This window comes from Streptomyces viridochromogenes, assembly GCF_001270495.1.
In the GTDB taxonomy this organism is placed as follows: Bacteria; Actinomycetota; Actinomycetes; order Streptomycetales; family Streptomycetaceae; genus Streptomyces; species Streptomyces viridochromogenes_A.
The window spans coordinates 30,036-56,868 of record NZ_LGUR01000231.1 but is presented as its reverse complement, the minus strand read 5'-3'; the positions used below and the strand labels follow the sequence as shown (position 1 = coordinate 56,868).

General features: G+C 71.0%; 24 protein-coding genes and 1 pseudogene. 17 read left to right on the top strand and 8 right to left on the bottom strand.

Annotated elements, in window-relative coordinates:
• Positions 1 to 838, bottom strand: an 838-nt coding sequence (locus ADK36_RS35280) for a serine/threonine-protein kinase (RefSeq protein ID WP_234330000.1), incomplete at its 3' end; no start/stop codon positions are given.
• A 250-nt stretch (positions 839 to 1,088) separates the two neighbouring features.
• On the opposite strand from ADK36_RS35280, the gene ADK36_RS35275 reads away from it, so the two are divergent.
• Positions 1,089 to 1,817: a hypothetical protein gene (locus tag ADK36_RS35275; RefSeq protein ID WP_048585480.1), complete on the top strand. Its 729-nt coding sequence runs from the start codon at positions 1,089 to 1,091 to the stop codon at positions 1,815 to 1,817.
• A gap of 104 nt (positions 1,818 to 1,921) precedes the next feature.
• Positions 1,922 to 3,211: an FAD-binding oxidoreductase gene (locus ADK36_RS35270; RefSeq protein ID WP_234329999.1), complete on the top strand. Its 1,290-nt coding sequence runs from the start codon at positions 1,922 to 1,924 to the stop codon at positions 3,209 to 3,211.
• Here ADK36_RS35270 and ADK36_RS35265 read toward each other — a convergent pair.
• Positions 3,201 to 3,782 (bottom strand): biotin transporter BioY, encoded by a 582-nt coding sequence (locus tag ADK36_RS35265; RefSeq protein WP_030052259.1) that lies wholly within the window; start codon positions 3,780 to 3,782, stop codon positions 3,201 to 3,203. The two genes, ADK36_RS35270 and ADK36_RS35265, sit on opposite strands and share 11 nt — an antisense overlap.
• 293 nt (positions 3,783 to 4,075) lie before the next feature.
• On the opposite strand from ADK36_RS35265, the pseudogene ADK36_RS35260 reads away from it, so the two are divergent.
• From ADK36_RS35260 to ADK36_RS35250, 3 genes and pseudogenes are all read left to right on the top strand, one after another.
• Positions 4,076 to 4,273: pseudogene (locus ADK36_RS35260) on the top strand (TauD/TfdA family dioxygenase); the annotation flags it as partial.
• Positions 4,274 to 4,416: 143 nt separating this feature from the next.
• A complete protein-coding gene (locus ADK36_RS35255) occupies positions 4,417 to 5,811 on the top strand; it encodes an amino acid permease (RefSeq protein ID WP_048585477.1) in 1,395 nt (464 codons plus the stop codon).
• A gap of 106 nt (positions 5,812 to 5,917) precedes the next feature.
• Positions 5,918 to 6,559 carry a superoxide dismutase gene (locus ADK36_RS35250; RefSeq protein ID WP_048585476.1) on the top strand — a complete coding sequence of 214 codons (642 nt, stop codon included), beginning with the start codon at positions 5,918 to 5,920 and terminating at the stop codon, positions 6,557 to 6,559.
• 118 nt (positions 6,560 to 6,677) lie between these two features.
• Here the strand turns inward: ADK36_RS35250 and ADK36_RS35245 are convergent, their stop codons facing one another.
• The 3 genes from ADK36_RS35245 to ADK36_RS35235 form a co-directional block, all read right to left on the bottom strand.
• The gene (locus ADK36_RS35245) at positions 6,678 to 7,457 is read right to left on the bottom strand and encodes an SAM-dependent methyltransferase (protein WP_053200458.1); all 780 of its coding nucleotides are present in this window, start codon (positions 7,455 to 7,457) and stop codon (positions 6,678 to 6,680) included.
• 12 nt (positions 7,458 to 7,469) lie between these two features.
• A complete protein-coding gene (locus tag ADK36_RS35240; RefSeq protein ID WP_053200455.1) occupies positions 7,470 to 8,099 on the bottom strand; it encodes a histidine phosphatase family protein in 630 nt (209 codons plus the stop codon).
• Positions 8,100 to 8,232: 133 nt separating this feature from the next.
• Positions 8,233 to 9,720, bottom strand: coding sequence for an FGGY-family carbohydrate kinase (locus ADK36_RS35235; protein WP_053200453.1), 1,488 nt, complete (start codon positions 9,718 to 9,720; stop codon positions 8,233 to 8,235).
• A 173-nt stretch (positions 9,721 to 9,893) separates the two neighbouring features.
• Between ADK36_RS35235 and ADK36_RS35230 the strand changes: the two genes are divergently transcribed.
• The 10 genes from ADK36_RS35230 to ADK36_RS48340 all read left to right on the top strand — a co-directional run bounded on the left by ADK36_RS35230 (position 9,894) and on the right by ADK36_RS48340 (position 20,025).
• Positions 9,894 to 11,315 (top strand): ABC transporter substrate-binding protein, encoded by a 1,422-nt coding sequence (locus ADK36_RS35230; protein WP_048585472.1) that lies wholly within the window; start codon positions 9,894 to 9,896, stop codon positions 11,313 to 11,315.
• Between the two features lie 3 nt (positions 11,316 to 11,318).
• Entirely contained in the window at positions 11,319 to 12,200 is an 882-nt protein-coding gene (locus ADK36_RS35225; protein ID WP_048585471.1) for a carbohydrate ABC transporter permease, read from the top strand.
• Between the two features lie 17 nt (positions 12,201 to 12,217).
• Positions 12,218 to 13,027, top strand: coding sequence for a carbohydrate ABC transporter permease (locus tag ADK36_RS35220; RefSeq protein ID WP_234329998.1), 810 nt, complete (start codon positions 12,218 to 12,220; stop codon positions 13,025 to 13,027).
• Positions 13,024 to 14,118, top strand: coding sequence for an ABC transporter ATP-binding protein (locus ADK36_RS35215; protein ID WP_048585469.1), 1,095 nt, complete (start codon positions 13,024 to 13,026; stop codon positions 14,116 to 14,118). Before ADK36_RS35220 ends, ADK36_RS35215 begins: the two co-directional genes overlap by 4 nt.
• On the top strand, positions 14,115 to 14,969 hold the full coding sequence (locus tag ADK36_RS35210; RefSeq protein ID WP_048585468.1) for a DeoR/GlpR family DNA-binding transcription regulator: 855 nt from the start codon (positions 14,115 to 14,117) through the stop codon (positions 14,967 to 14,969). The genes ADK36_RS35215 and ADK36_RS35210 overlap by 4 nt, the downstream gene beginning before the upstream one ends.
• Positions 14,947 to 16,026 (top strand): ABC transporter ATP-binding protein, encoded by a 1,080-nt coding sequence (locus ADK36_RS35205; RefSeq protein ID WP_048585467.1) that lies wholly within the window; start codon positions 14,947 to 14,949, stop codon positions 16,024 to 16,026. Before ADK36_RS35210 ends, ADK36_RS35205 begins: the two co-directional genes overlap by 23 nt.
• A complete protein-coding gene (locus tag ADK36_RS35200; RefSeq protein WP_048585466.1) occupies positions 16,023 to 17,051 on the top strand; it encodes a 2-hydroxyacid dehydrogenase in 1,029 nt (342 codons plus the stop codon). Before ADK36_RS35205 ends, ADK36_RS35200 begins: the two co-directional genes overlap by 4 nt.
• 195 nt (positions 17,052 to 17,246) lie before the next feature.
• Positions 17,247 to 18,674: an FGGY-family carbohydrate kinase gene (locus tag ADK36_RS35195; RefSeq protein WP_048585465.1), complete on the top strand. Its 1,428-nt coding sequence runs from the start codon at positions 17,247 to 17,249 to the stop codon at positions 18,672 to 18,674.
• Positions 18,675 to 18,733: 59 nt separating this feature from the next.
• Positions 18,734 to 19,801, top strand: a complete 1,068-nt coding sequence (locus tag ADK36_RS35190) for a glycerophosphodiester phosphodiesterase family protein (protein ID WP_048585464.1) — start codon at positions 18,734 to 18,736, stop codon at positions 19,799 to 19,801.
• 50 nt (positions 19,802 to 19,851) lie between these two features.
• On the top strand, positions 19,852 to 20,025 hold the full coding sequence (locus ADK36_RS48340) for a hypothetical protein (RefSeq protein WP_234329997.1): 174 nt from the start codon (positions 19,852 to 19,854) through the stop codon (positions 20,023 to 20,025).
• Positions 20,026 to 20,035: 10 nt separating this feature from the next.
• On the opposite strand, the gene ADK36_RS35180 is transcribed toward ADK36_RS48340, so the two are convergent.
• Complete coding sequence (locus ADK36_RS35180; protein ID WP_048585462.1) at positions 20,036 to 20,674, bottom strand: DsbA family protein; 639 nt, start codon at positions 20,672 to 20,674, stop codon at positions 20,036 to 20,038.
• A gap of 168 nt (positions 20,675 to 20,842) precedes the next feature.
• Between ADK36_RS35180 and pepN the strand changes: the two genes are divergently transcribed.
• On the top strand, positions 20,843 to 23,452 hold the full coding sequence (gene pepN, locus ADK36_RS35175; protein WP_048585461.1) for an aminopeptidase N: 2,610 nt from the start codon (positions 20,843 to 20,845) through the stop codon (positions 23,450 to 23,452).
• 209 nt (positions 23,453 to 23,661) lie between these two features.
• Positions 23,662 to 24,711: a hypothetical protein gene (locus ADK36_RS35170; protein ID WP_048585460.1), complete on the top strand. Its 1,050-nt coding sequence runs from the start codon at positions 23,662 to 23,664 to the stop codon at positions 24,709 to 24,711.
• An 82-nt stretch (positions 24,712 to 24,793) separates the two neighbouring features.
• Here ADK36_RS35170 and ADK36_RS35165 read toward each other — a convergent pair whose 3' ends face one another.
• Both ADK36_RS35165 and ADK36_RS35160 read right to left on the bottom strand, forming a co-directional pair.
• Positions 24,794 to 25,426: a hypothetical protein gene (locus ADK36_RS35165; protein WP_048585459.1), complete on the bottom strand. Its 633-nt coding sequence runs from the start codon at positions 25,424 to 25,426 to the stop codon at positions 24,794 to 24,796.
• Positions 25,427 to 25,565: 139 nt separating this feature from the next.
• On the bottom strand, positions 25,566 to 26,768 hold the full coding sequence (locus ADK36_RS35160) for an LLM class flavin-dependent oxidoreductase (RefSeq protein WP_048585458.1): 1,203 nt from the start codon (positions 26,766 to 26,768) through the stop codon (positions 25,566 to 25,568).
• Between the last annotated feature and the right edge of the window lie 65 nt (positions 26,769 to 26,833).

Below are 26,833 nucleotides of genomic sequence, written 5' to 3'. Positions count from 1 at the left end.
GGACCAGCCGTCGCCCCAGCCCTCGCCCCGGTCTCCGTCCCGCCACCACCGGCATCGTCGGCGTGGGCGTCGGGAACGCCACCGGTTCCAGGGCCGTTTCCAGGTTGTCCAGGCCGGGGCGGAGGGTTGGGTCCTTTTGCAGGAGGGCGGTGAGGATGGTCCGCAAGGGGCCTGCGGTGGGCGGGAGTTCGGGCTCCTCGTACAGGACCGCGTGCAGGGTTGCCAGGGTTGTGTCGCGGGAGAAGGGGGAGCGGCCGGCGAGGGCCGCGCTCAGGGTGGCGCCCAGGGACCAGATGTCGGACGGTGGGCCCTGAGGGCGGCCGGAGATGCGTTCGGGAGCCATGTAGTCGGGGGAGCCGACGAGCATGCCGACCATGGTGAGGGCCTTCGCGTCCTGGATCGCCGCGATGCCGAAGTCCGTCAGGACCACGCGGCCCCGCCCGCGCGGCCGCGTCACCTCCGTCTCCACCAGGACGTTGCCCGGCTTGATGTCCCGGTGGAGTACGCCCCGGGCGTGGACCTGGCGCAGTGCTGCCAGCAGCCCGATGCCGATCCGGGCCGTCTCGCACGGGCCCAGCGGGCCCTCCTCCGCCATGATGCGTTCCAGGGAGCGGCCGACCACCAACTCCATGACGATCCAAAGGCGTTCGCCCTCGTCGACCACGTCGTAGACCCGGACGACGTTGGGGTGGTCGATGCGTGCCGTCGCCCTCGCCTCCCGCAGGGTGCGTTCACGGCGGGTGCGCGTGTCCTCGGGGTCGAGGCCGTCGATACGCATTTCCTTGACGGCGACGAGCCGATCGAGTATTTCGTCGACCGCTCGCCACACGCGCCCCATTCCCCCCTGACCGATACTCTCGACCAGTCGATAACGGCCCGTCACCAGTAGACCTGGAACCCCGCCGCTCCTCGTATTCCCCATGTCCCCCATATTTCCCGGCAATCCGCTGCACCCCCCTCGATGCCACATCGGACATCCGCCATTGAAACACAATGGTCACACTTCGTGCCGTACCAGCATAGTGCGGAGAAATCTTGTGGTACCTCTTCGAGTACTGCGAATTCAGGCGCAGGCAAGGGGGACGAACATGAGTTCTCGTCGCACGACGGCCATCGCGGGATCGCTGGTCGCGACAGCTTTCTCGGCAGTACTGATCCTTTCCGCGACTGCCGGTGCGGACGACCAGGGTCCTGGCAGCAGCAAGGGGGGAAAGGTCATCGACGAGGCACCGGCGGGGGTGAAGCTCACTACTGGGCTGCCCGAGAAAATCTCTGTGGACAACAGTTCGCAAGAAACGGAGATCACCGCCACGGCGAAGAATGAAGGGACCAAGGACAGCGGAAAGATCCAGCTTCTGGTCGTCGGTTTCGACGGCCTGACGGTCAAGAATGTCGAGGGCTGCTCGGCTATCGAGAAAAACAGCCTTCCGGAAGGCTCCAACAGCGGTTTCTCCTGTCCCATCGACAATCTCGCCGCCGGTGAGTCGAAGTCATACGCCGTCGACGCGACGTACGACCTGAGCAAGCCCGGGAAGATCTGCCTGCCCGTGCAGAGCGGCGACGGCAAGAAGACGTACTGGCAGCAGGGCCCCGTGCCGTTCGGTACGGCGAACCCGTCACCCGACGCCCCGGCCACCCCGCTGCTCCTCGGCACCGACAACAGGCCCGTCGCACCCGGCGCCGACGAACTGCCCAAGACCGGCCTCGGCCGGGACGTCCTGCCGCTGGGCGCGGCCGGCGCGACGCTGATCGCGGCGGGCGCGGCCGGGCTGTGGTGGTCCCAACTGCGGCGTCCCGGGCGCTCGCTGGAGGGCTGAGCCGGACACTCGGAACGGCCCGGGGTGCGGTAGCCGTACCGCACCCCGGGTCTTCGCCGAAAACATGACGGCGGATGTCAGGTAATGCGGCGAGCCTGGGCGCCATGAACGACGTAGCGGAACTCGCCGGATTCCAGACCGGCTTCGTACAACGCCCCGACGTGGTCTTCACCGCGTCCTCGGCCGATGACGTGGTCGCCGCCGTGCGTCACGCGGCCGACCGGAAGCTGCCGCTCGGCGTCCACGCCACCGGGCACGGGCTGCCCGGCCCGGTCGAGGGCGGTGTCGTCGTCTCGACCCGGCGTATGGACGGGGTGAGCGTCGACCCCGACGCCCGCACCGTGCGTCTCCAGGCGGGCGTCCGCTGGGGGCAGGTCGTGGCGGCCGCCGCGCCGTACGGGCTCGCGCCGCTGAACGGGTCGGCTCCCTCCGTGGGCGCCGTGTCGTACACGCTGGGCGGCGGACTCGGCATCCTGGCCCGGGAGTTCGGGTACGCCGCCGACCATGTGCGCTCGCTCGACGTCGTCACCGCCGACGGACGGCTGCGCCACGTCACTTCGGAATCCGACGCCGATCTGTACTGGGCGCTGCTCGGCGCCGGACACGCCTTCGGTGTCGTCACCGAGCTGGAGATCGGCCTCGTTCCGGTCCGCACGCTCTACGGCGGCTCCCTCGCCTTCGACGGACGGGACGTCGATCCTGCGGTCGTGCTGCGGGCGTACGAGGAGTGGACGCGGACCGTGCCCGAGGGGCTGACGTCGTCCTTCGCCGCCGTACCGTATCCGGACATCCCGGCGCTGCCGCCGCGGCTGCGGGGGCGGTACGTCCTCTCGGTGCGGGTCGCCTGGACCGGAGGCGACGGTGATCGGGTCGTCGCCCCGCTGCGCAGGATCGGGGCGGTGCTGTCCGACTCGCTGCGCGAGATGCCGTACGCCGAGAGCCACACCATCCACGGCGACCCGGACTTTCCGCACTCCTACTACGGGGACAGCGCGGTGTTGGGTGAGTGGGACCTCGACGCGGTGGCCGGGGTGCTCGCCCGGACCGGTCCGGAGGCCGCCGGTGCCATGTGCGTCGTACAGGTCAACCATCTGGGCGGGGCGCTGGCCCGGCCCGCGCCCGACTCGGTGCCGAACTCGGTGCCGTACCGCGAAGGCAGGTTCCTGGTGCGGGTGTTGACCATGGCGGACCGGGTGCGGGGCCGGGAGATCCTGGACCCCGCCTTCGCCCTGCTCGCACCCGTCACGCTCGGGCGGGCCGTCAACTTCGCCTTCGGGGCCGGGGATCGGGGCGAGGGGCTGTACGACGTCGAGACGTCGAAGAGGCTCGCAGGGATCAAGTCGCGGTACGACCCGGCGAACCTCTTCCGAACCGACTTCGGCGTCAGCGGTTGAGCAGCTTCCAGGCGGTGGGCAGCGCGCCCATCGCCAGGGCCGCCTTCAGGGCGTCGCCGATCAGGAACGGGGTGAGCCCGGCCGCGATCGCGGCGGTGGCCGACATGCCGGTCGCGAGGGCCAGGTACGGGACGCCGACGGCGTAGATGATCGCCTCGCCCAGCAGCATCGCGCCCGCGGTGCGCAGCGCGGTGCGGTCGGCGCCGCGGCGGGCCAGGGCGCCGACGACGGTGGACGCGAGGATCATGCCGAGGATGTAGCCGAAGGACGGGGCAGCGGCGCCGGAGGTGCCGTCCGCGAACCACGGCACGCCCGCGATGCCCGCCAGCGCGTACAACGCGAGGGAGAGGAAGCCGCGGCCGGCGCCGAGGGCCGTGCCGACCAGCAGCACCGCGAGGGTCTGGCCGGTCACCGGCACCGGGGAGCCCGGCACGGGCACGGCGATCTGGGCGGCGAGGCCGGTGAACGCGGCGCCGCCGACGACGAGCGCGATGTCGCGGACGCGGGAGGCCGGGAGGAGGTCGGCGAGGACCTGCCCGGTGCGGGCGGGGGCGACGGCAGCGGTGCTCATGGGGACTCCGCGAGGGTGAGGGCGGTACGGGACGCTGTGACGCTATCCCAGGGTGTTTCGGTCCCTCACCGTCAGTGGTCGACAAAGGCCCGAACCCGGGGTTGGTTGGCTCCGGACAAAGGGTGGGGGTTACACCGGGTACGGGGTGATGCCGGTCACTGAGGCAGGGACGTCAAGCTCACAGGCGGGCCTTCGAGCCGACTGTAGGAACACGCCAATCACGCAGCCCCCGGGTGAAGAGGCGTCTCGCCCGTCGGTCGCCGTCTGGGCAGCGGTGGTCCGCTTTGCCGGCCTCCGAGAACCAGCTGGTCGTCTTCGACAACCGCATCACCCAGCACTACGCCATCGACAACTACGACGGTCTGCCGTGCCGGCTGCACCGGGTGACCGTCGCCGGTGACGTGCCGGTCGGCATCGAGGGCAAGGCGAGCTACTCGATCGAGGGGGACGCGTCGCACTACACGGCCGCCGCCACCCCGGCCGCCGCATAGCCCTCGCGCCGCCACCGTGTAGCCGGTACGTCACTTACCGTGCGGCGAGTGTCCGCATACTGGGCAGGCTCTCCTTCTGAGCGGAGAGGCTGCCCAGACTGTGGGCGTTTTTTGCCCTCTCACGCATTGGACGAGCCGCGCCCATGCCCAGCACCTCCACGGAGACGCCCGCGAAGGCGGACGACGTCTCCCCCGGACTGAACCACGGCCTCAAGCAGCGTCACCTGTCGATGATCGCCCTCGGCGGTGTCATCGGGGCGGGCCTGTTCGTCGGCTCCGGCGCCGGTATCGCCGCCGCCGGGCCGTCGATCGTCATCGCCTACGTCCTCTCCGGCCTCCTCGTGATGCTGGTGATGCGGATGCTCGGCGAGATGTCGGCCGCGTATCCCTCCTCCGGTTCGTTCTCCGCGCACGCCGAGAAGGCGATCGGCCCGTGGGCCGGCTTCACGGCCGGGTGGTCCTTCTGGGTCCTGCTCTGCACGGCCGTCGGCCTGGAGGGCATCGGTGCCGCGAAGATCGTCACGACCTGGCTGCCGCATACGCCCGAGTGGGCGTGGGTGGCCCTGTTCATGGTCGTCTTCTGCGGCGCGAACCTGGCCGCCGTGAAGAACTTCGGTGAGTTCGAGTTCTGGTTCGCGGCGCTGAAGGTCGGCGCGATCGCGCTGTTCCTGGTACTGGGCGGGCTGGCGATCGCCGGCGTCCTGCCGGGCACGGACGCGCCGGGCACCGCCCACCTCACCGGCGAGGGCGGCTTCTTCCCGAACGGCACCGAGGGTCTGATCATCGGCTTGCTCGCCTCGGTCTTCGCGTACGGCGGCATGGAGACGGTCACCATCGCCGCCGCGGAGTCGGAGAACCCGGTCAGCGGTGTGGCGAGCGCGGTGCGCACGGCCATGTGGCGCATCGCCCTCTTCTACATCGGCTCGATGGCGGTCGTCGTCACCCTGGTCCCCTGGGACTCCAAGGAGGTCGTCGAGAAGGGCCCGTACGTCGCCACCCTCGACCACCTCGGCATCCCCGGCGCCGGCCAGCTGATGAACGTCGTGGTCCTGGTGGCCCTGCTGTCCGCGATGAACGCCAACATCTACGGCTCCTCGCGCATCGCGTACTCGCTCGTCCAGCGCGGCCAGGGTCCCGCGGCGCTGGGCCGCGTCTCGGGCGGCGTCCCGCGCATCGCCGTACTCGCTTCGTCGGTGTTCGGCTTCGTGTGCGTGGTGCTGAGCTACTGGCGGCCGGATGACGTCTTCCCCTGGCTGCTGAACATGATCGGCGCGGTCATCCTCGTCGTCTGGATCTTCATCGCCGTCTCCCAGCTGCGACTGCGGCGCCGCCTGGAGCGCGAGGCCCCGGAGAAGCTGGTCGTGCGGATGTGGGCGTTCCCGGTGCTGACGTGGGTCGCGCTGGCGGGGATGGCGGCGATCTTCGTGCTGATGGCCCGGGAGCCGGACACGCGGGTGCAGTTGTACTCGACCGGAGGGATGACGGTGTTCCTCGCGGTGGCGGGATACGCGTGGCAGAAGGCGCGCGCCAGAGGCTGACGCCGTCCCGACAGCAAAAGGCCCCCGCGTGATCCACACGGGGGCCTTTTGCTGTTAGCTTGTTATTGCAAGCCACTTGCAACAAGAGCTCCTGAGGGGACCCTTCATGCCCGTCTACACACTCCCGGAACTGCCCTACGACTACTCCGCGCTCGCACCGGTGATCAGCCCCGAGATCATCGAACTGCACCACGACAAGCACCACGCGGCGTACGTCAAGGGCGCGAACGACACGCTGGAGCAGCTGTCGGAGGCGCGGGACAAGGAGCAGTGGGGGTCGGTCAACGGCCTGGAGAAGAACCTGGCGTTCCATCTGTCGGGGCACATCCTGCACAGCATCTACTGGCACAACATGACCGGTGACGGCGGCGGCGAGCCGCTCGCGGCGGACGGCGTGGGCGACCTGGCGGACGCCATCGCCGAGTCGTTCGGGTCGTTCGCGGGCTTCAAGGCGCAGCTCACCAAGGCCGCCGCGACCACCCAGGGCTCCGGCTGGGGTGTGCTGGCCTACGAACCGCTGAGCGGGCGGCTGATCGTCGAGCAGGTCTACGACCACCAGGGGAACGTCGGCCAGGGCGCCACGCCGATCCTCGTGTTCGACGCCTGGGAGCACGCCTTCTACCTCCAGTACAAGAACCAGAAGGTCGACTTCATCGACGCCATGTGGGCCGTCGTCAACTGGCAGGACGTGGCCCGGCGTTACGAGGCCGCCAAGTCCCGCGCCGACGTGCTGCTGCTCGCTCCGTAACGGAGTCCCCGGCGTCCTGCCTCGTGATCGTCTTCTCACCTTTCACGCACGGCAGGCGGAATGAAGGAAGCCCCCGCGAGGACGTGACTCGCGGGGGCTTCCCCGTGCCGGGAGGGCGTCAGGGCTTGCGGCCCAGGGCGCCGTGCTGGCCGATCGGCCGGGGCTCCTCCTCGCCCGGCTCGGGGTGCCACAGCGGGACGGAGACCAGGCCGGGCTCCACCAGGTCCAGGCCCTCGAAGTAGGCGGCGATCTGGTCGACCGGGCGGAGGAAGTAGGGGACGGCCCCCGTCTCGTTGTAGGCGTCCTGGGCCTGCTCGTAGGCCGGGTCGGTGCCGCGGGAGCCCTCGTTGAGGGAGAGGTAGCTGCCGGAGGGCAGGCCGGCCAGGAGGCGGCGGACGATGTCGCGGGCCTGCTCGTGGTCGGCTACATGGCCGAGGATGCCGCTGAGGATCAGGGCCGTGGGCCGGGAGAGGTCGAGGGTCCGGGAGGCCGCCTCCAGGATCTTCTCCGGCTCGTAGAGGCTCAGGTCCTCGTACGCCGTCACCCCCTCGGGCGCCGAGGTGAGCAGGGCGCGGGCGTGGGCCAGCACCAGCGGGTCGTTGTCGACGTAGACGATCTTCGACTCGGGGGCGAGGCGCTGGGCGACCTCGTGGGTGTTGTCGACGGTGGGCAGGCCCGTGCCGACGTCGAGGAACTGGCGTATGCCCGCCTCCGTGACCAGGTACCGGATGCTGCGGCCCAGGAAGGCACGGCTGCTGCGGGCGATGGTGACGATGCCGGGGAAGACGGCGGTGTAGGCGTCGCCGGCCTCCTCGTCCACGCGGTAGTTGTCCTTGCCGCCCAGCCAGTAGTTCCAGATCCTGGCCGAGTGGGGTACCGAGGTGTCGATCTCCGTCATGGGCACATGGTGCTACGAGACGTCCGGCTCGCACGGCACATTGAGGGAGAGAAGTGCGGCGGATCCGTCGGATTTCATGAGGAGTTCGCTGATCGCCGCGTTCCGCAACCGGGGGAACACTCTGCGGTACTCCCCGGCCGGGATCGACAGCAGGGTGCACAGCACCAGGCGGAAGAGCGTGTTGTGGGCGACCACCAGGACCCGGCCGCCCGGGTGGGCGGCGGCGATGCGGCGCAGCGCGGCGGCACCGCGTTCGGCGGCGGCGGCGGGGTTCTCCGCGTCCGGGAACGGGTGGGCCACCGGGTCGGTGCGGAAAGCCTCCGCGGCGGCCGGGTCCTCGGCCGCGAACTCCGCGAGGGTACGGCCCTCCAGCACGCCGAAGTCACACTCGCGCAGGCCGGGTTCGCGGTGCGGGGTGAGTCCGAGGGCCCGGCAGGCGGGCTCGGCGGTGACGACCGCACGGGAAACGGGCGAGGTCCAGATCGCGTCGACCGGGTGGGCGGCGGCCCAGCGGCCGAGGGCCTCGGCCTGGGCGCGGCCCGTGTCGGTGAGGGGCACGTCGCTGATCCCGGCGTAGCGGTTCTCGGCGTGCCAGATCGTCTGCCCGTGCCGGGCGAGGAGGAGGGTCGTGGCTGTGGTCATGGGCCGTCCGGTTTCATTCGGCGCCGGTGCCGGCGCGGGGAGGTCGCGCAGCCCGGCGCGACGGGGCTCACGGGCCGCAGGCCGCGCGGAGCGTGCGGCATCGGGCCGCGGTGGCGTTGTGGCGAGGGTGGGCTCATGAATCCGTAGTATCCGGGCCCGGCGGAGGCCCGCCGCCCAGGCGGCCGCGGGCGTGGCGCGCGACCGGGGTCGGCAGCCAACCGCGTTCCTCCAGTTCCTTCACCAGGCGGGCGTACGGCTCGGCGAAGCGGGCGGTGCGGTCGGGGCGGGGCGCGACGGTCGTGCCGATGCGGACCATGCCCTCCGCGGCCGCCGCCAGATCCGGTGCCGCGCCCGCCCCGTACGCCGCCAACGCGGCCATCCCCAGAGCCGGTTCGGTCTGTTCGGGTACGCGGGCCGGGCGCCCCAGGATGTCGGCGCGAAGTTGGTTCCAGTACGGGCTGCGGGCGGCACCGCCCGTGAGGGTGAGGGGGCCGTCGAGGGGGGCGCCCAGGTGGTGCAGGTAGTCCAGGCACAGGCGTTCCGTGAAGGCGACGCCCTGGAGGAGCGCGGCCCACAGGTCGGCGTCCGACTCGGGTTCGCCGAGGACGAGCGCGAAGGCGTCCGGGGCCAGGAACGGGAAGCGCTCGCCGGGGGAAACCAGGGGGTAGGTGATCGCGCCGGACGGCTCATGGGCGGCGGCCAGCTTGTCCATGGCCGCCGGGTCGGCGCCCGCGAACGCCGCCGTGAGCACACCCGCGCCCACGCTGGAGGCACCGCCTGGCAGCCAACTCCCGTCCGGGGCACGGTGGTTGTAGACCACGCCGGCCGGGTCCCGGACGGGGCTGGGGGAGGCGCCCTTGAGGACCAGCGTGGTGCCGAGCACCGAGTTCCAGGCGCCGGGGCGCAGGGCGGCGGAGGCGATCTGGGCCGCGCAGCCGTCGGTCATCCCGGCCAGGACGGGGGTGCCGGCCGGGATGCCGGTGGCCTCGGCGGCGGTCGCGGTGACCTCGCCGAGGAGGGTGCCGGGGCGGACGACGTCGGGGATCGCCGTGTCGGACAGGCCGAGGCGCGACAGCATGGACGGCCAGGCGTCGCGCTCCACGTCGTAGCCGGTCTTCAGGGCGTGGCTGGAGTCGGCCGGGGGCAGCTCGCCGGTGAGCAGGGAGACGACCAGGTCGGGCTGATGGGTGATCCGCCCCTGCCCGTACGTCCCGGCCAGCCACAGCGCCTTCGGCAACGCCCAGGTGTCCTGCACCGCGAGCCCCGCCATCCTCGCCCGCGCCCCCTGCGCCGTCGCGCGCCCGTCGTCGTACATCAGCGCGGGGCTCATCGGCCGCCCCGCCCCGTCCGTCAGCAGCACGGTCCCGGACGTCCCGCACACCGCGAGCCCGCCGACCCGCACCTTCGACCGGCCTCGCAGCGCGGCACGGGACGCCGCGCGCAGCGCGTCCCACCACTCGGCCGGATCCTGCTCGTGCCGCACCCCGTCCCGTCGCCCGCCGAGGGGGACCGAGCCGCTGCCGAGGACGGTGCCGTCCCCGGTGACCAGCAGGACCCGGACGCTCTGGGTGCCCAGGTCGATCCCGAGCCAGGCCTCGCTCTCGAAGTGCTCGTGCACCATCCGGACCTCCCGTACATCGCGATCCGAGTCGTGAACTTCTCACTCTGCCCTGAGATTTTCCCGTGCGCGAGGGATTGACGCCCAACTTCCGCCGTTCCACCCTCTGTTAACGAGTCGACTCGCCGTGTTAATCGAGCACACCCGGATGGCCGAACCCCACGTGGAGGTCACGGATGGACATGCACGCGCACGACCGCCGACGTTTCCTGGCGCTGGGCGCCGCCCTGGCCGCCACTCCCCTCCTCTCCGCCTGCGGGGCCGGATTCGGCGGTGACGACGACAAGAGCGACGGCTCGGCCGCGGACGACGTCACCGGCTCCTTCGACTGGAAGCGGGAGAAGGGCACGACCGTCAAGGCGCTCCTCAACAAGCACCCCTACACGGACGCCCTGATCGCCGACCTGAAGTCGTTCACCGAGAAGACCGGCATCAAGGTCGAGTACGACGTCTTCCCCGAGGACAACTACTTCGACAAGCTCACCGTCGACCTGTCCAGCGGACGCGCCTCGTACGACGTCTTCATGCTGGGCGCGTACATGGTCTGGCAGTACGGCCCGCCCGGCTGGCTGGAGGACCTCGGCCCCTGGATGCGCAACTCCTCGGCCACCGGCTCCGAATGGGACCAGGCCGACTTCTTCCCGAACCTCCTCCAGGCCGACCAGTGGTCGCTGAAGGCGGGCGCGCCGCTCGGGCAGGGCGGGCAGTACGCGCTGCCGTGGGGCTGGGAGACCAACGTCGTCGCCTACAACACGGACGTCTTCAAGAAGCTCGGCCTCAAGCCCGCCGAGACCTTCGACGAGCTGCGCGAACTCGCCGGGACCATCAAGCGCAAGGCGCCGGGCGCGGGCTTCGACGGCATGTACGGGATCGCCGTACGGGGATCGCGGAGCTGGGCGACGATCCACCCCGGCTTCATGACGATGTACGCCCGCAACGGGCTCAAGGACTTCACGGTCGAGGGCGGGAAGCTCACACCGGCCATGAACAGCCCCGAGGCCGTCGCCTTCACCGAGGACTGGGCCGGCATGGTCAAGCAGGGCGGGCCGCCGTCCTGGACGTCGTACACCTGGTACCAGTGCTCCAGCGACCTCGGCGCGAAGAAGGCCGGGATGCTGTTCGACGCGGACACGGCGGCCTACTTCCAGGCGGTGGAGGGCGCCAGCCCCGCCTCCGGGAAGATCGCCTTCCACCCCGGCCCGAAGGGACCGGACGGGTCGCTGGCCACCAACATGTGGATCTGGTCGCTCGGCATGAACGCCAAGAGCAAGAAGAAGAGCGCCAGTTGGCTGTTCCTCCAGTGGGCGACCGGCAAGGAGCACCTGCTCAAGAGCGCGATCACGCACAACCACATCGACCCGGTGCGGAAATCGATCGCCGACGACTCCGCCTACAAGGACAAGATGCGGCACCTGCCCGGCTTCATCGAGACCTTCGAGACGGTCGTCGACCAGACGAAGATCCAGTTCACCCCGCAGGCGCAGTTCTTCGACGCCACCACCAGCTGGGCGTCCGCCCTCCAGGAGATCTACGGCGGCCAGGGCGCCAAGTCGGTGCTCGACGGGCTGGCGGGCGACCTCGCCGACAAGGTGGGCTAGCCGATGGGATGGCGGCTCGCCCTTCGCCCGTACGTCCTGATCGTCCCCGCCCTGCTGCTGACCTGCGGGATTCTCTACCCCTTCGGACTCGGCCTCTACTACACGCTGTTCGACTTCTCGGCGAGCAAGCCGCAGCCGGACATGGTGCGGTTCGAGAACTACGAGGCCGTCTTCACGCAGGAGGCCTTCTGGAACTCGGCGTGGGTGACGGTGCTGTACGCGGTCGGGGCGGCCGCCGTGGAGACCGTGCTGGGCGTGACCGTCGCCCTGCTGCTGCACCGGTCGACGATCGTCGGACGGGTACTGGAGAAGATCCTCATCCTGCCGCTGATGATCGCGCCGGTGATCGCGGCGATCATCTGGAAGCTGATGCTCCAGCCGTCGGTGGGGGTGATCAACTACCTGCTGAGACCCTTCGGCCTGGGCGGAGTCCAGTGGACGGACACCCCGACCGGCGCCCTGCTGTCGTCGATCGCGGTGGACGTCTGGGTCTACACCCCGTTCGTGGCGATCCTCGCCCTCGCCGGACTGCGGTCGCTGCCCACCTCCCCCTTCGAGGCGGCGGCCGTGGACGGCGCGGGCTGGTGGTACACCTTCCGGCGCCTCACGCTGCCGATGCTGTGGCCGTACGTCCTCGTCGCGGTGATCTTCCGCTTCATGGACTCGCTGAAGGTGTTCGACATCATCTACGCCCTGACGGAGGGCGGCCCGGGTGACTCGACCGTCGTCCTCCAGATCCGGGCGTACCTGGAGGCGATCCGGTTCCAGCGGTACTCGTTCGGCATCAGCTACACGATCGTGCTGTGGGCCGTCGTGTATCTCGCCGCGATGGTGCTGGTGAAGCACCTGGGGAAGATCCAGCGGAAGGCGGCCGAGGCGAAATGACGGTAAGGAAACGCCTGTTGGGATGGCTGGCCGACGCCGCCCTCATCCTCTACTTCCTCTTCGCGCTCTTCCCGATCGCCTGGATGGTGATCCTCTCCCTGAAGCCCACGAACCAGCTCTTCTCCACCTACTTCTCCTTCTCCCCCACCCTCGACGGCTACCGCACGGTCCTCGGCGACAGCGAGGGCATCCCGTTCGTGCGGTTCTTCGTCAACAGCCTGGTGGTGTCGGTGGGAGCGGTGGTCCTGTCGCTCCTCGTGGGGCTCCCGGCCGCGTACGCCTCGGCGCGCTGGCGGTTCAAGGGCTCCGAGAACCTGATGTTCACGCTGCTGTCGTTCCGGTTCGCGCCCGAACTCACCGTGATCATCCCGCTGTTCGTGCTGTACCAGAAGCTCGGACTCTTCGACACGTACGTCGGCATGGTCTGGGTGCTCCAGCTGGTCACCCTCCCGCTGATCGTGTGGATCATGCGGTCGTACTTCGCCGACCTCACCCCCGAACTGGAGCAGGCGGCGCTGCTGGACGGCTACACCCGCAAACAGGCGTTCCTGAGGGTGGCCCTTCCGCTGGTGAAGCCGGGAGTGGCGGCGGTGTCCCTCCTGGCCTTCATCTTCGCCTGGAACAACTTCGTCTTCCCCCTCATCCTCACCTCCAACGAGGCCCAGACCGTGACCGTGGGCGCCCTGTCCTTCCTCGGCGGGGACCGCCCCAAGTACAACCTGACGGCCGCCGCCGCGCTGGTCTCCGTCGTTCCGCCCCTGCTGCTCGCGCTGACCATCCAGCGGTATCTGGTGCGGGGCCTGTCGTTCGGGGCGGTGAAGTCGTGAGCACGGCCGTCGCACTGCGGGGGATCCGCAAGACGTACGGGAAGACGACGGCCCTCGACGGCCTGGAACTGGAGGTGGCGGAGGGCGAGTTCTTCTGCCTGCTCGGCCCGTCCGGCGCGGGCAAGACGACCACCCTCAAGACGGTCGCCGGCCTCGAACAGCCCGACGCCGGCACGGTCGAACTCGACGGCAGGGACATGCGCGGCGTCGAGCCCTACGACCGTGGCGTGGCGATGTGCTTCGAGAGCTACGCCCTCTACCCGCACAAGTCGGCCTACGACAACCTCGCCTCCCCGCTCCGCTCCCCACGCCACCGCCTGCCCGCCGCCCAGGCCCGGGAGCGGATCGGTGAGATCGCCGAACTCCTCGGCATCTCCGCCCTGTTGGACCGCCCCGTGGGCCACCTCTCCAACGGCCAACGCCAGCGCGTCGCCCTCGGCCGCGTCCTGGTCCGCCCCGCCCGAGCCTTCCTCCTCGACGAGCCCCTGTCCCACCTGGACGCCAAGCTGCGCCAGCAGATGCGGGCGGAACTGAAGGCGATCGGGGCGGTACGGCGCACCACGACCCTCTACGTCACCCACGACTCCGTGGAGGCCCTGGCGCTCGGCGACCGGATCGGGGTCATCCGGGACGGGCGGATCGTGCAGACGGGGACCCGGGAGGAGATCTGGTACCGGCCCTACGACACGGAGGTCGCCCGTGCCTTCGGGCGCCCCCGGATCAACCTCCTCCCCGGGGCGGTCACACCCGCCGGCGGCTTCCGTTCCGCGGACGGCGGGGTCGAACTGCCGCTACCGGCCCCGGCGGCCCCCGGCGCGCAGACACTGATCGGCGTCCGCCCCCGCGACCTCACCCTCGGCGAGGGCCCCGGTCACGAGCTGACCGGCACCGTCTACGTCACCGAGGTGCTCGGCCGGTCCGTGGAGGTCACCGTCCGGCTGGGTGAGCAGCACGTGTCGCTGGTCGCCCCGCGCGGGGCGGCGGCCGGTCTTCGGCCCGACGATCCGGTACGGCTGTCGGTGCGGCCTGAGAACCTGATGCTGTTCGAGGCCGACCGGCCGGAGCGTCCAGGACGAAGGATCGGACCATGAACCGGGGATTGAACAACGCACAGCAGGGCCCCGCCGCCCGCCAGTCCGCCATGGCCGAGCGGGTCCTCGCCGACGGAACGGCGACGGCGGCCGAGCTGGCCGAGCGCTTCGGCGTCAGCCTGATGACGATCCACCGGGACCTCGACGAGCTCGAACGGCAGGGCATCGTAAGGAAGTTCAGGGGCGGGGTGACGGCCCAGCCGTCCGGTGTCTTCGAGTCGAACGTGCAGTACCGCCTGAAGACCATGCGCGCGGAGAAGGCCGCCGTCGCCGACCGCGCCCTGAAGCTGGTCGAGCCCGGCATGGCGATCATGCTGGACGACTCCACCTCCACCCTGGAGATAGCCCGCAGGCTGCGCCTGGGCGAGATAACCCCGCTCACGATCGTCACCAACTTCCTGGAGGCGATCAACCTCCTCTCCGACCAGCGCGGCATCCACCTCATGGCCCTCGGCGGCGACTACGACCCGCTGCACTCCTCCTTCCTCGGCGTGTCCTGCGTCGAGGCGATCGAGCAGCTGCGCGTCGACGTCTGCTTCGCGTCGACGTCGGCCGTGCGCGGGGGCTACGCCTACCACCAGGAGCAGCACATCGTGTCGGTGAAGCGGGCCATGCTCGACGCGGCCGCCCGCAACGTCCTGCTGATCGACCACACCAAGCTCGCCAGGGTCGCCCTGCACCGGGTGGTCCCGCTCTCCCGCTTCGACCTGCTCCTCGTCGACGACGGGGCGTCGGCGGAGGCGCTGCGGGACCTGGACGAGCACAAGGTCACCTACGAAGTCTGCGCCAGGACAGGTCCTGAGCCGGCGAACGTGACGAAGGGCAGCGATGACCGAGCTGGAGCTACGTGAACTGCGCAAGACCTTTTCGGCGCGGGGCCGCCCGGCGGTGGACGCCGTACGCGGCATCGACCTGATCCTGCGCTCCGGGGAACTGCTCGGCCTCCTCGGCCCGTCGGGCTGCGGCAAGTCGACCACCCTGCGGATGATCGCCGGCCTGGAGAAGGTGACCGGCGGGGACATCCTGGTCGGCGGTTCGTCGGTGACCGCCCGCCCGGCGCAACAACGCAACATCGGCGTCGCCTTCGAGAACTACGCCCTCTATCCACCGCTCACCGTGGCGGAGAACCTGGCCTTCGGGCTGAAGGCCCGCAGCCGGGCCGACCGGGGCGACGTCGACCGCAAGGTCAGGGAGATCGCCGCGCGCGTAGACCTGACCACCCTCCTGGACGCCCGCCCCGCCGGCCTCTCCAGCGGCCAGAAGCAGCGGGTCTCCCTGGCCCGGGCCCTGATCCGCGAACCGGACGTGCTGCTCCTCGACGAGCCCCTCTCCCACCTGGACGCGGCCCAGCGCGACACCACCCGCCGCGAACTCAAGCGCATCCAACGCGACTTGGGCCACACCACCATCCTGGTCACCCACGACCAGGAGGAGGCCCTGTCCCTCGCCGACCGGATCGCGGTGATGAAGGACGGCGTCATCCAGCAGCTCGGCACCCCGTACGAGATCTACGACAGCCCCGCCAACGTCTTCGTGGCCGACTTCGTGGGCGAGCCCGCGATCAACCTCCTCCCCGGCACCACGGAGGCCGACGCCCACGCCCGCCTCTCCCCCGCGGCGCGCGTCGCACTCCCGCTCCCCGTACCGGAGGGCCGGGACGTGGTGGTCGGAATCCGCCCCGAGGACCTCACCCTCACCGGCGAGGACGGCCTGCCCGCCCGCGTGGTCGCCCACGAGCCCCTCCTGGAGTCGGGCATCGCGACCCTCACCCTGGACGGCGTCGAGAAGCCCCTCGTCGTCCTCACCGACCCCGAGGTCCGCCTCGCCCACGACGACCGCGTCCACGTCACCGCCGACCCTCACCTCACCCATGTCTTCGACGCCGAGACAGGAGACTCCCTACGATGACCAACGGGAACAGCGTGCGCGTGGTGGCCGCGGGCGACCACTTCATCCTGCCGTCGCTCATCAGCCAGGCAATCGGTCACGAACTCACCTGTGATGTACGCGAGTTGACCCTCGGCTGGCCACTGGACCCCTTCGGCCCGGTGGCCGAGGTGACGGAGGCGAGCGACGCCGAGGACCAGCTGATCGAGGCCCTCGCCGGAGCCCGGGTGCTGGTCACCCAGATGGGCCCGGTGACGGAACGCGTCCTCGACGCCTGCCCGGACCTGCGGCTGGTGGTCGTCTGCCGGGGCGGCCCGGTGAACGTCAACCTCGACGCGGCCAAACGGCACGACGTCCGGGTGTGCTACGCCCCCGGCCGCAACGCCGCCGCCACCGCCGAGTTCACCGTCGGCCTGATGCTGGCGGCCCTGCGCCGCATCCCCCAGGCCCACGACCTCCTCGCCCGCCAGGCCAGTTGGGAGGGCGCGACCTACTACACCTACGAGCACAGCGGCCTGGAGCTGGAGGACCTGCCCGTCGGACTGGTCGGCTACGGGGCCGTGGGCAGCAGGGTCGCGCGCGTGCTGTGCGCGTTCGGGGCACGGGTCATGGTCTTCGACCCGTACGTCCACGGCGAGATCCACGGCCTGCGGGTGACGTCCCTCGACGAACTCCTCCGCACCTCCCGGGTGATCACCCTGCACGCCCGCCTCACCACCGAGACCCGCGGCCTCATCGGCGCCCGGGAACTTGCCCTGCTGCCGGAGGGCGCGGTGGTGGTGAACGCGGCGCGGGGGCCCTTGCTGGACGAGGAGGCGCTGTGCGACGCGCTGGCGAGCGGACGCCTGTCGGCAGCGGCGCTCGACACCTACGTACGGGAGCCGCTCCCGTCGGCCTCCCGCCTGCACGCCCTCGCCGACCGCGTGGTCCTCACCCCGCACCTGGGCGGGGCGTCCCGCGCGGTGGCGGAGAAGGCGGCCCGCATCGCCGCCGCGGAGGTGGGCCGCTGGGCACGGGGGGAACAGCTTGCGCACTGTCTGACCTGAGGGCGAGGGCCAGGTGAGGTGCCGGTGAGGGCCCACCAACCTGAACCGGGCCGACGACACCGGCCGCGAGGGAGCCGGAGGGGCGCGCCGGTGTCGAGAGGGCTGGGGGTCCCCCCTCTGGGGGAGCGCGGAGGCCCGAGCACGCCAACCGCAAAAGGCACAGCACAGCCGGCCGAGTCAAAGAGGTGGGTGGGAATGTACGTAGGCATCGATGTGGGCACGTCCACGGTGAAGGCGGCCGCGTTCGACGCCGAGGGCCGCGAACTGGCCGTGGCGTCCCGCCCGGTGGGACTCGCCCTGCACGGCGGGGTCGTCGAGCAGGACATGGAGGAAATCTACGAGGCGGTGGTGGCCGTCCTCGGCGAGGTCACCCACCGCGCCCCCGACCCGGTCGAGCTGGCTGGGCTCACCGGTCAGGGCGACGGCGTATGGCTGGTGGACGCCGAGGGCCGCCCGGTACGAGCGGCGGCCTCCTGGATGGACGGCCGGGCACACGAACTCGTCGACCGCTGGCTGGCGGACGGCACGTTCGAGACGGTGTTCCGGCGGACGGGGAGCGCGATGTTCCCGGGGTGTCCGGGACCGCTGCTGGCGTGGCTGGACGGCCATGACCCGAAGGCGCTGGATGCCGCCAGTGCCGCCGTGTACTGCAAGGACATGGTGTTCCAACGGCTGACGGGAGGACGCGGGGCGACGACGGACGTGTCGGACGCGTCCATGCCGTTCCTCGACCCCCGTACCCGGACGTACGACAACCGTGTCGTCGAACTCCTCGGCCTGACCCACCGCCGCGGGCTCCTCGCCCCCGTCAGCGACCCGATCGCGACCGCCCGGACACGCGGCGAGGGGCTTCCCCCCGGGACGCGGATCGCGAACGGACCGTACGACCTGCCGGCCTGCGCACGCGGCGCGGGGGTGACCTCACCCGGCGACGGGCTCCTCATCGTCGGCACCTGCCTGGCCAGCCTGGTCGCGACCACCGACCTCGATCTGACGGGCGAGCCGGCCGGCCTGTACATCAACACGGACCGGCCCGGGCACTGGCTGCGCGCGATGCCCGCGATGGTCGGCACGGCGGCGCTGGACTGGGTGCTGTCGACGACGGGCGTCCGGCACGAGGAGGTCGACGGGCTGCTGGCGGAGACGCCGCCCGGGGCGAACGGCGTGCGCGTCCTCCCCTACTTCGCCCCCTCCGGCGAACGCGCCCCCTTCGTCGAACCCCGTCTGCGGGCCGAACTGACCGGCGTCTCCCTGGAGTCGACCCGCGCCGATCTGGTCCGGGCGACCTGCGAGGGCATCGGCTACGCGGCCCGGCACTGCCTTCAGGCGGCGGGGCTCACCGGGACGCTGGCGGTGTGCGGCGGCGGTACGCGCAGCCCGGCCTGGATGCGGTTGCTCGCCGATGTCCTCGGGCGGCCGCTCAGGGTGGTCGAGGGCGAGGTGGGCGCGCGGGGCGCGGTGCTGGCGGCGGCCGAGCGGTACGGGGTGGCGCTGGACGCGGAAGCGTGGACGCGACCGACGGCGGTCGTCGAGCCGGACTCGGGGCGGGCGGCGTACTACGCACAGGGCTATGAGGAACACCTGGCCCGCCTTTCCGAGGCGCGCGGCCGGGCACGGAACTGAGGAGGCGCACTCAAGCGCTACCAGGTGCACTCAAGAGCCTTACGAGGAAGGGGAGTTGCATGCACCAGCACCACCCGAGACGTAGGTCCCTGCTGCTCGCGGCCGCCGTGGGCACCACCGTGGCCGCCACCGCACCCACCACCGCGGCCGCCGCCTCCCACCCCCCGGGACGACCGCTCGTCATCGGCCACCGCGGTGCCGCCGGCTGGCGCCCCGAGCACACGGCGGCCTCCTACACGTACGCCGTGCAGACCGGCGCCGACTGGATCGAACCGGACCTCGTCCCGACGAAGGACCACGTCCTGGTCGTCCGGCACGAGAACGAGATCTCGCAGACGACGGACGTGGCGTCGCATCCGGAGTTCGCGGACCGCCGTACCACCAGGACCGTGGACGGGCGGGCGGTGACCGGCTGGTTCACCGAGGACTTCACGCTGGCGGAGCTGAAGACGCTGCGGGCGGTGGAGCGGCTGCCGCTGGTACGCAACCGCAACACGGTCTTCGACGGCCGGGACCGGGTCCTCACCTTCCAGGAGGTGGTGGACCTCGCTCGGAAGCTCTCGAAGACGTACGGCAGGACGGTCGCCGTCTTCCCGGAGACCAAGCACCCGACGTACTTCCGCGGGCTGGGCCTGCCCCTGGAGCCGAAGCTGGCGGAGGTGATCCGCCGCAACCGCCTGGGCCGGCGCGAGTGTGTCGTGCAGTCCTTCGAGCCGACGAGCCTGAAGCGGATCGCGGCCGAGCGGCTGGGGGTGCCGCTGTGGCAGGCGCTGGGGACCACGGGCGGGCCGTACGACCTGGTCTCGTCCGGTGATCCGACGACGTACAAGGACATGATGACCCCGGCGGGGCTGGCGGGGATCGCCGGGTACGCGGAGTGGATCGGGCCGGACAAGTCGTCGCTGGTCGGCACGCCGGTCCTCGCGGACGCGCACGCGGCGGGGCTGCGGGTGGGGCCGTACACCTTCCGGGCGGAGAACCAGTTCCTGCCGGCGCAGTTCCGGCGCGGTAGCGGAGCGAACGATTTCGGGGACGCGTTCGCGGAGTACGCGCTGTACTACGGGATGGGGGTCGACGCCGTGGTGACCGACTTCCCCGATCTGGCGGTGATGGCTAGGAGGGGCTGATGTTTTTCCGGGACAAGCACTGTCGGACGTGTGGTGGCAGCCGCACACAGGTGTTCAGGCCGCTCACCTCCGAGGAACGGGGAGCGATCAAGGCGGACCGTGGAGACCTGTGGCGCTGCACCGCCGAGGGCTGCCGGTGGTACCAGCCCTGGCACAAGCGGAGCGACGGCGGCCTGCTCCCGGAGGAACTGAGGATCCAGGCCGCCGTCACCGAACCGGGGTGACCCCGAGGCCCTACAGGTTGCTGAAGTCCGGCCCCTTGGTGCGGGTGCGCTTGATCTCGTAGAAGCCCGGCACGGAGGCCACGGCGAGGCTGCCGTCCCAGAGCTTCGCGGCGTCCTCGCCCTTGGGGGCCGGGGTGACGACGGGGCCGAAGAAGGCGATCTGCTCGCCGTCGGCGCCGGGGACGGCGATGACCGGGGTGCCGACCTCCTGGCCGACCTTGTCGATGCCCTCCTTGTGGGAGGCGCGCAGCTGCGGCTCGTACGGGGTGCCGTCCCAGTGCTCCATGAGGGACTCCGGCAGACCGACGTCCTTCAGGGCGGCGGCGACGGTCTCCTTGCCGGGGCCCTCTTCCTTGTTGTGGATGCGGGTGCCGAGCGCGGTGTAGAGGTCGCCGAGGACGTCGGCGCCGTGCTCCTCCTGTGCCGCTATGACGACCCGGACCGGGCCCCACGCCTTGGTCTCCAGCAGCTCGCGGTACTCCTCGGGAAGGTCGTCCAGCTTGTCCTCGTTGAGGACGGCGAGGCTCATCAGGTGCCAGCGGACCTCGATGTCGCGGAGCTTCTCCACCTCTTGCACCCAACGCGAGGTCATCCAGGCCCAGGGGCACAGCGGGTCGAACCAGAAGTCGACGGGTGTCTTCTCCGACATGTCTCTCCTCATGAGGCAAGGGTGTGTCCGCGGAACGTCTGGGGAACGCCGCTTCCAGCCCGGTCATTCCCGGTGCCGTACGACTGTGGCGCCGGTGCCGCGGACCAGGAGCGCATGGCAGGATCAGCGCTGTCCGCATACTGAACACCACCCGAGGGAGCGCCACTCGTGCCCGGTGAGAATCTGTCCCGTGACGAGGCCCGGGAGCGGGCCGCCCTGCTGGCCGTCGACGGGTACGACGTGTCCCTCGACGTGCGCTCCGCGCTCGGCGACGCGGGCGCCGGGGACTCCGGGAGCCGGGCGCCGCGCACCTTCCGCTCGGTCACCACGATCCGCTTCCGCTGTGCCGAGCCGGGCGCCACCAGCTTCGCCGACCTGATCGCGCCGAGTGTGACGGCCGTCTCCCTCAACGGCAGGGATCTGGACCCGAGTGAGGTGTTCGACGGCTCGCGGATCGTCCTGGAGGACCTGGCCGCCGACAACGAGCTCGTCGTCGACGCCCAGTGCGCCTACTCCCGTACCGGTGAGGGCCTGCACCGCTTCGTCGACCCCGAGGACGGCGAGGTCTACCTCTACACGCAGTACGAGCCGGCCGACTCCCGCCGCGTCTTCGCGAACTTCGAGCAGCCGGACCTCAAGGCGCCGTTCCGCTTCGAGGTGCGGGCGCCCGAGGGCTGGACGGTGTGGAGCAACGGGGCGGGCTCGCAGACGGACGGGGTGTGGCGGTTCGCGGAGACGAAGCCGATCTCGACGTACATCACGTGCATCGTGGCCGGCCCGTACCACTACGTCACGGACTCGTACGCGCGCACGTTCGCCGACGGCACGACGCTGGAGATCCCCCTCGGGGCGATGTGCCGCAAGGGTCTCGCGCCCTACTTCGACGCCGACGACGTCTTCCTGGTCACCAAGCAGGGCCTGGACTTCTTCCACGACCACTTCGACTATCCGTACCCCTTCGGGAAGTACGACCAGGCGTTCGTGCCCGAGTACAACCTCGGCGCGATGGAGAACCCGGGGATGGTGACGTTCCGGGAGGAGTACATCTTCCGCGGCAAGGTGACGCAGGCGTCGTACGAGCGCCGGACGAACGTCATCCTGCACGAGATGGCGCACATGTGGTTCGGTGACCTGGTCACCATGGAGTGGTGGGACGACCTGTGGCTGAAGGAGTCCTTCGCCGACTTCATGGGCGCGTTCGCGCTGGTCGGGGCGACCCGCTTCAAGGGCGGCTGGATCACCTTCGCCAACCGGCGCAAGGCGTGGGCGTACCGCGCCGACCAGCTGCCCTCCACGCATCCGATCACGGCGGACATCCGTGACCTGGAGGACGCGAAGCTCAACTTCGACGGCATCACCTACGCCAAGGGGGCTTCCGTGCTGAAGCAGCTCGTGGCGTACGCCGGGCAGGACGCGTTCCTGGAGGGCGCGCGGCGCTACTTCAAGCGGCACGCGTACGGCAACACGCGCCTCGGCGATCTGCTGTCGGTACTGGAGGAGACCAGTGGCCGGGACATGGGCGCGTGGGCGCGCACCTGGCTGCAGACGGCCGGCGTGAACTCGCTGACCCCGCAGGTGCTGCTGGACGCCGAGGGCCGGATCGACGAGCTGGCGGTGGTGCAGGAGGCCCCCGAGTCGCACCCCGAGCTGCGCCCGCACCGGATCGCCGTGGGCCTGTACCGGCGGGGCGCGGACGGGGCGTTGGAGCGGTACGCGCAGGCCGAGGTGGACGTCGAGGGTCCGCGGACGGTCGTGGGGGAGCTGGCGGGCGCGCAGGCCCCGGAGCTGGTGCTGGTCAACGACGACGACCTGACGTACTGCAAGACCCGTTTCGACGAGACGTCGCTGGCGACGCTGCGTGCCGGTCTCGGCGACATGACCGACCCGCTGGCCCGGGCCCTGTGCTGGTCGGCGCTGTGGAACATGACGCGGGACGCGCTGCTGCCGGCGCGGGACTTCGTGGACCTGGTGCTGCGGTTCGCGGGCCGCGAGTCCGACATCGGTGTGCTCCAGGTGCTGCACTCGTGGGCGGACTCGTCCCTGGTCCACTACGCGGCGCCCGCGTGGCGCACGACCGGCGAACGGCTGCTGGCGGAGTGTGGCCTGCGGGAGCTGCGGGCGGCCGAGCCGGGCAGCGAGCAGCAGTTGGCGTGGGCGCGGTTCCTCGCGTCGGTGGCGTCGCGGGCGGAGGACCTGGGGCTGCTGCGGGGGCTGCTGGAGGGCACGGAGAAGATCGAGGGGCTGGACGTCGACCAGGAGCTGCGCTGGTCGTTCCTGGAGCCGCTGGCCGCGCACGGTGTGGTGGACGAGTCGGCACTGGCGGCCGAACTGGCCCGGGACGACACGGCGTCCGGCAAGCGTCACCAGGTCCGGTGCCTCGCCGCCCGGCCCTCGGAGGCGGTGAAGGCCCAGGCGTGGGCGCAGGTCGTGGAGTCCGACGCGCTGTCCAACGCCCTGGTCGAGGCGACCATCGCCGGCCTCACCCAGCCGTCCCAGCGGGAGCTGCTCGCGCCGTACGCCGAGAAGTACTTCGCGGCGATCGAGCGGCTGTGGGCGGAGCGGTCGATCCAGATCGGCATGGACGTGGTCCAGGGCCTGTTCCCGGGGCTCCAGCAGTCGCGGGCCACGCTGGACGCCACGGACACGTGGCTCACGGCCCACGAGGACGCGGCGCCGGCGCTGCGGCGGCTGGTGCTGGAGGCGCGGGACGATCTGGCGCGGGTGCTGCGGGGGCAGGCGTGTGACGCGGCGGCATCCGGATCGGCGTCAACCGCATAAGACCTTTGGCCAACGATCACGGCCCTCCGTGACCGTTACGGAATTCAGGCAATAGCAGCCGTAACCCCTGGTCCAACCCGAACGGACCAGGGGTTTTCCGTGCCTACTCGGCATCCGAACATCCGTCCTTTAGTGCCGGGTTGTCCGTATTTGTCGACGGGCGTGTAACAGCGGTTAAAGGGCCGACGGGACGCGGGAACCTCCGGGTCATGAACCACAACGCCCCGCTCCCCCCGCTCTCGCCCCGCCCCCTGCGTCACCTCTCCGAGGTGCACCGCCGTGTCATGACGGCCGCCCAGCTGAAGTCGCACGGCGTGGCGACCGCCGAGATGAACGAGCAGTGCCGCCCCGGCGGTCCCTGGCAGCAGATCCTCCCCGGCGTCCTGCTGCTCCACCCCGGCCCGCCGACCAGCGAGGAGCGCCTGCACGCGGTGCTGATGTACGCGGCCCGGGAACGGTCACCCGGGGTGCCGTCCCAGCCGAACCCGGGCGAGGAACACGCCGCCCCCGCCTACCCCGACGCGGTGATCACGGGCCTCGCGGCGCTGACCCTGCACGGCTTCTCCGCCACGCCGCCGCTGACCGCCCTGGACACGGTCGACGTCCTGGTCCCCCGCATGCGACGCCTGCGCTCCACCGGCTGCGCCCGCGTCCTGCGCACCTCCTCGCTGCCCACCCCCCAGCAGGTGACGGGCCTCCCGGTGGCGCCGGTCCCCCGCGCCCTGGCCGACGCGGTGGCCGAACTGACGGACGCGGGCGCCGTACGCCGCCTGCTGACCGAGGCCGTCCGCGCCGGCCACTGCGAACCGGCGTCGGTGGTACGCGAGTTGAACCAGGCGAAGCTGCTCTCCCGACCGCACGTGGTGGACGCGGTGGACTCCCTGCTCGCCGAGGGCCGCGCGATCGCGGAGGACCGCCTGTACGAGATGGTCCACGTGCACGGCCTGCCCGACCCCGTCTGGAACGTGGACCTGCGCCTGCCCGGCGGCCCCCACCTCGGCGGACTGGACGCCTACTGGCCCGACCAGGCCGTCGCCGTCGAACTCGACACCCGCGCGCCCCGCCAGGACGAGGACGCCCTCTGGTCTGAGTACGCCCGCAAGCGCGAGCATCTGGAGCGTCTCGGCATCACGGTCGTCTACATCACCCCGAAGAAGCTCCGGGACGCGATGGAGCAGCAGGCGGCGGTGGTCCGTACGGCGCTGATGGCCGCGGCGGACCGCGATCCGGCCGCGTATGTCGTGGTGCTGCCGAGGTAGTGACGGACCGGGAGGCAGCACCAGGAGGGGAGAGGAGGGGCCACCGGGGCCGGGCGGCGTCGGTGGCCCCTCCTCATGCCGTTCAGTAGAGCTTGTTGACGGCCGTGACGGTGGTCTTCTTGAAGTCGGCGACCTGGGCGTGCTGGAAGTTGCCCATCTGCGCCCACCTGACGAGTGTCACGGTCGCCCCGTCCCGACCGACCGAGTACAGGCCGATGTCGGAGGACCCCACCGTGGAGGAAGTGGTGTGGATGCCGTAGACATGGGCGCCCTCCTCCACGTTCAGCCTGCCGTAGTACTTCTCGGTGGCGGTCACATCGGGGTTCTGCCGCATCAGCTTCGCCGCGCAGTCGGCGAGGTCCTTGCGCAGCAGGGCCGCGAAGTCCTTGGCCCGCTGCTCGCTGCGCTCCACCACCGTCACCTGCGTCGCGTTGGTGTCGTACTCGGTCCAGTACTGACGGTGGCCGGCGATCGACGGCAGCGGGTCGCCCCCGCACGCCGGCAGCGGGTCGGGCTGCCCGGACGTGACGGGGCCGGCGTACCAGGGCGACGTCGGGTGCGGCGGCAGCTCGCTCGCGTCCAGGTACCGCGGTGTGTCGTCGGACGTCGACGCGGCGGCAGCCGGGACTGCGGCCAGGGCGACGGCAACTCCGGCCGCCACGGCGGCGGCTGCGGCGGCAGCGGTGCGTCGGGTGCCTCGTGCTCGGACGTTCATGATTCCCCCATGCTGGTCAGCGGTCGTTTGCGCGGGCGGGTCACCCCGGGAAACCGGTGCTTTCCCGCCCCACGCCTCATACGACCCGCCGCCGCCCGCATCCGTTGTGCTCTCTTTCGTTACAGATCTGTCTGATGTGTCACGTTGCCGCAACAGGCCACCCGGGCGCGGGTGTGGCGCAGTCGTCGAACTCCGGAATGAGCTCGCCCACCAGCCGGATGCTCCGCAGCACGCTCTCGTGCGGCAGCGCACCCACCTGCTGGAAGCACATCAGCCGGTCGATGCCCAGGTCGGCGTAGGCGCGCAGCTTCTTGCGGACGGTCTCGGGGCTGCCGACTATCAGGGAGTCCTGTTCGGCGAGGGCGTTGTAGACCTCGTCGTCGGGGACCGTCTCGCCCTGCAGAATGCGCCCGATGACCAGCGTGGCGGCACTGGGCCCGCCTCCCGCTGTCGCCTCCCGGCGCAGGAACTCACCGGCGAGGCCGCCGCCGGCCGGGTCGGCCATGAGGGCCCGTTCCCTCTCCATGGTCTCCATGAAGGCGTCGGCCGCCTCGAAGAAGGTGAGCGCGCGGGCCGTGTACCAGGCCGCGGCGGCCGCCGCGCCGCCCCGCACGGCCTCCTCGTCGGTCTCGGCGCAGTGCACGAAGGTGAAGAAGGCGACCTGGTCGTTGACGGCGGCGCCGACGGGCTCACGGCATTCCGCGGCGGCCGCCCGGTAGAGCTCGACCAGCCTCGCCACCCGGTCCAGCGGCTCCCACAAGGTCGTGCCCAGCACCCCGACCCCGCGCCGCCCCGCCTCCTCGAAGGACGCCGGGCTCGACGCCGCCTGCCACAGCGGCGGATGCGGGCTCTGGTACGGCGCCGGCACGACGGGCACTCCGCCGCTCACCGACGTGTCCCCGGTCCACATCCTCGGTACGGCCTCGAAGGCGTCCCGCGTCCGGTCCCGCACCGTCGCCGGGTCGGCCCCGAACAGCCGCCACTCGGGCGGGGTCGACCGGGTGAGTCCGATCTCCGCCCGCCCGCCGCTCAACTGGTCCAGCATCGCCGCGCGTTCGGCGATCCGGATGGGGTGGTTGATCTCGCGCGGCGCGAGCACGGCGGCATGGCCGAGACGTATGCGCGAGGTCCGCTGGGAGAGTGCGGCGAGGAGCAGCTCCGGCGCGGAGGAGAGGCTGAACTCCTCCGCGCCGTGGTGCTCGACCTGCCACCAACAGCCGTATCCCAGCTCGTCGGCGAGCACCGCCTGCTCGATCGCCTGCTGGATACGGTGGTGTTGGTGGTCGTGGTCACCGGGCCAGGGGCGGGGGTTCTGTATCTCGCTGAAGATGTCGAGTTTCATCGCTGGGGGGCGGCCTTTCCTCATTCGGAGTGCTGTATTCCGAATGTACGGTTCAGCCCGCCTCG

Excerpts from the sequence above, each read along its gene's own strand:
- ADK36_RS35275 (WP_048585480.1), top strand. The coding sequence starts at position 1,089 with ATGAGTTCTCGTCGCACGACGGCCATCGCGGGATCGCTGGTCGCGACA.
- ADK36_RS35270 (WP_234329999.1), top strand. The coding sequence starts at position 1,922 with ATGAACGACGTAGCGGAACTCGCCGGATTCCAGACCGGCTTCGTACAA.
- ADK36_RS35265 (WP_030052259.1), bottom strand. The coding sequence starts at position 3,782 with ATGAGCACCGCTGCCGTCGCCCCCGCCCGCACCGGGCAGGTCCTCGCC.
- ADK36_RS35255 (WP_048585477.1), top strand. The coding sequence starts at position 4,417 with ATGCCCAGCACCTCCACGGAGACGCCCGCGAAGGCGGACGACGTCTCC.
- ADK36_RS35250 (WP_048585476.1), top strand. The coding sequence starts at position 5,918 with ATGCCCGTCTACACACTCCCGGAACTGCCCTACGACTACTCCGCGCTC.
- ADK36_RS35245 (WP_053200458.1), bottom strand. The coding sequence starts at position 7,457 with ATGACGGAGATCGACACCTCGGTACCCCACTCGGCCAGGATCTGGAAC.
- ADK36_RS35240 (WP_053200455.1), bottom strand. The coding sequence starts at position 8,099 with ATGACCACAGCCACGACCCTCCTCCTCGCCCGGCACGGGCAGACGATC.
- ADK36_RS35235 (WP_053200453.1), bottom strand. The coding sequence starts at position 9,720 with ATGGTGCACGAGCACTTCGAGAGCGAGGCCTGGCTCGGGATCGACCTG.
- ADK36_RS35230 (WP_048585472.1), top strand. The coding sequence starts at position 9,894 with ATGGACATGCACGCGCACGACCGCCGACGTTTCCTGGCGCTGGGCGCC.
- ADK36_RS35225 (WP_048585471.1), top strand. The coding sequence starts at position 11,319 with ATGGGATGGCGGCTCGCCCTTCGCCCGTACGTCCTGATCGTCCCCGCC.
- ADK36_RS35210 (WP_048585468.1), top strand. The coding sequence starts at position 14,115 with ATGAACCGGGGATTGAACAACGCACAGCAGGGCCCCGCCGCCCGCCAG.
- ADK36_RS35205 (WP_048585467.1), top strand. The coding sequence starts at position 14,947 with ATGACCGAGCTGGAGCTACGTGAACTGCGCAAGACCTTTTCGGCGCGG.
- ADK36_RS35200 (WP_048585466.1), top strand. The coding sequence starts at position 16,023 with ATGACCAACGGGAACAGCGTGCGCGTGGTGGCCGCGGGCGACCACTTC.
- ADK36_RS35195 (WP_048585465.1), top strand. The coding sequence starts at position 17,247 with ATGTACGTAGGCATCGATGTGGGCACGTCCACGGTGAAGGCGGCCGCG.
- ADK36_RS35190 (WP_048585464.1), top strand. The coding sequence starts at position 18,734 with ATGCACCAGCACCACCCGAGACGTAGGTCCCTGCTGCTCGCGGCCGCC.
- ADK36_RS35180 (WP_048585462.1), bottom strand. The coding sequence starts at position 20,674 with ATGTCGGAGAAGACACCCGTCGACTTCTGGTTCGACCCGCTGTGCCCC.
- ADK36_RS35170 (WP_048585460.1), top strand. The coding sequence starts at position 23,662 with ATGAACCACAACGCCCCGCTCCCCCCGCTCTCGCCCCGCCCCCTGCGT.
- ADK36_RS35165 (WP_048585459.1), bottom strand. The coding sequence starts at position 25,426 with ATGAACGTCCGAGCACGAGGCACCCGACGCACCGCTGCCGCCGCAGCC.
- ADK36_RS35160 (WP_048585458.1), bottom strand. The coding sequence starts at position 26,768 with ATGAAACTCGACATCTTCAGCGAGATACAGAACCCCCGCCCCTGGCCC.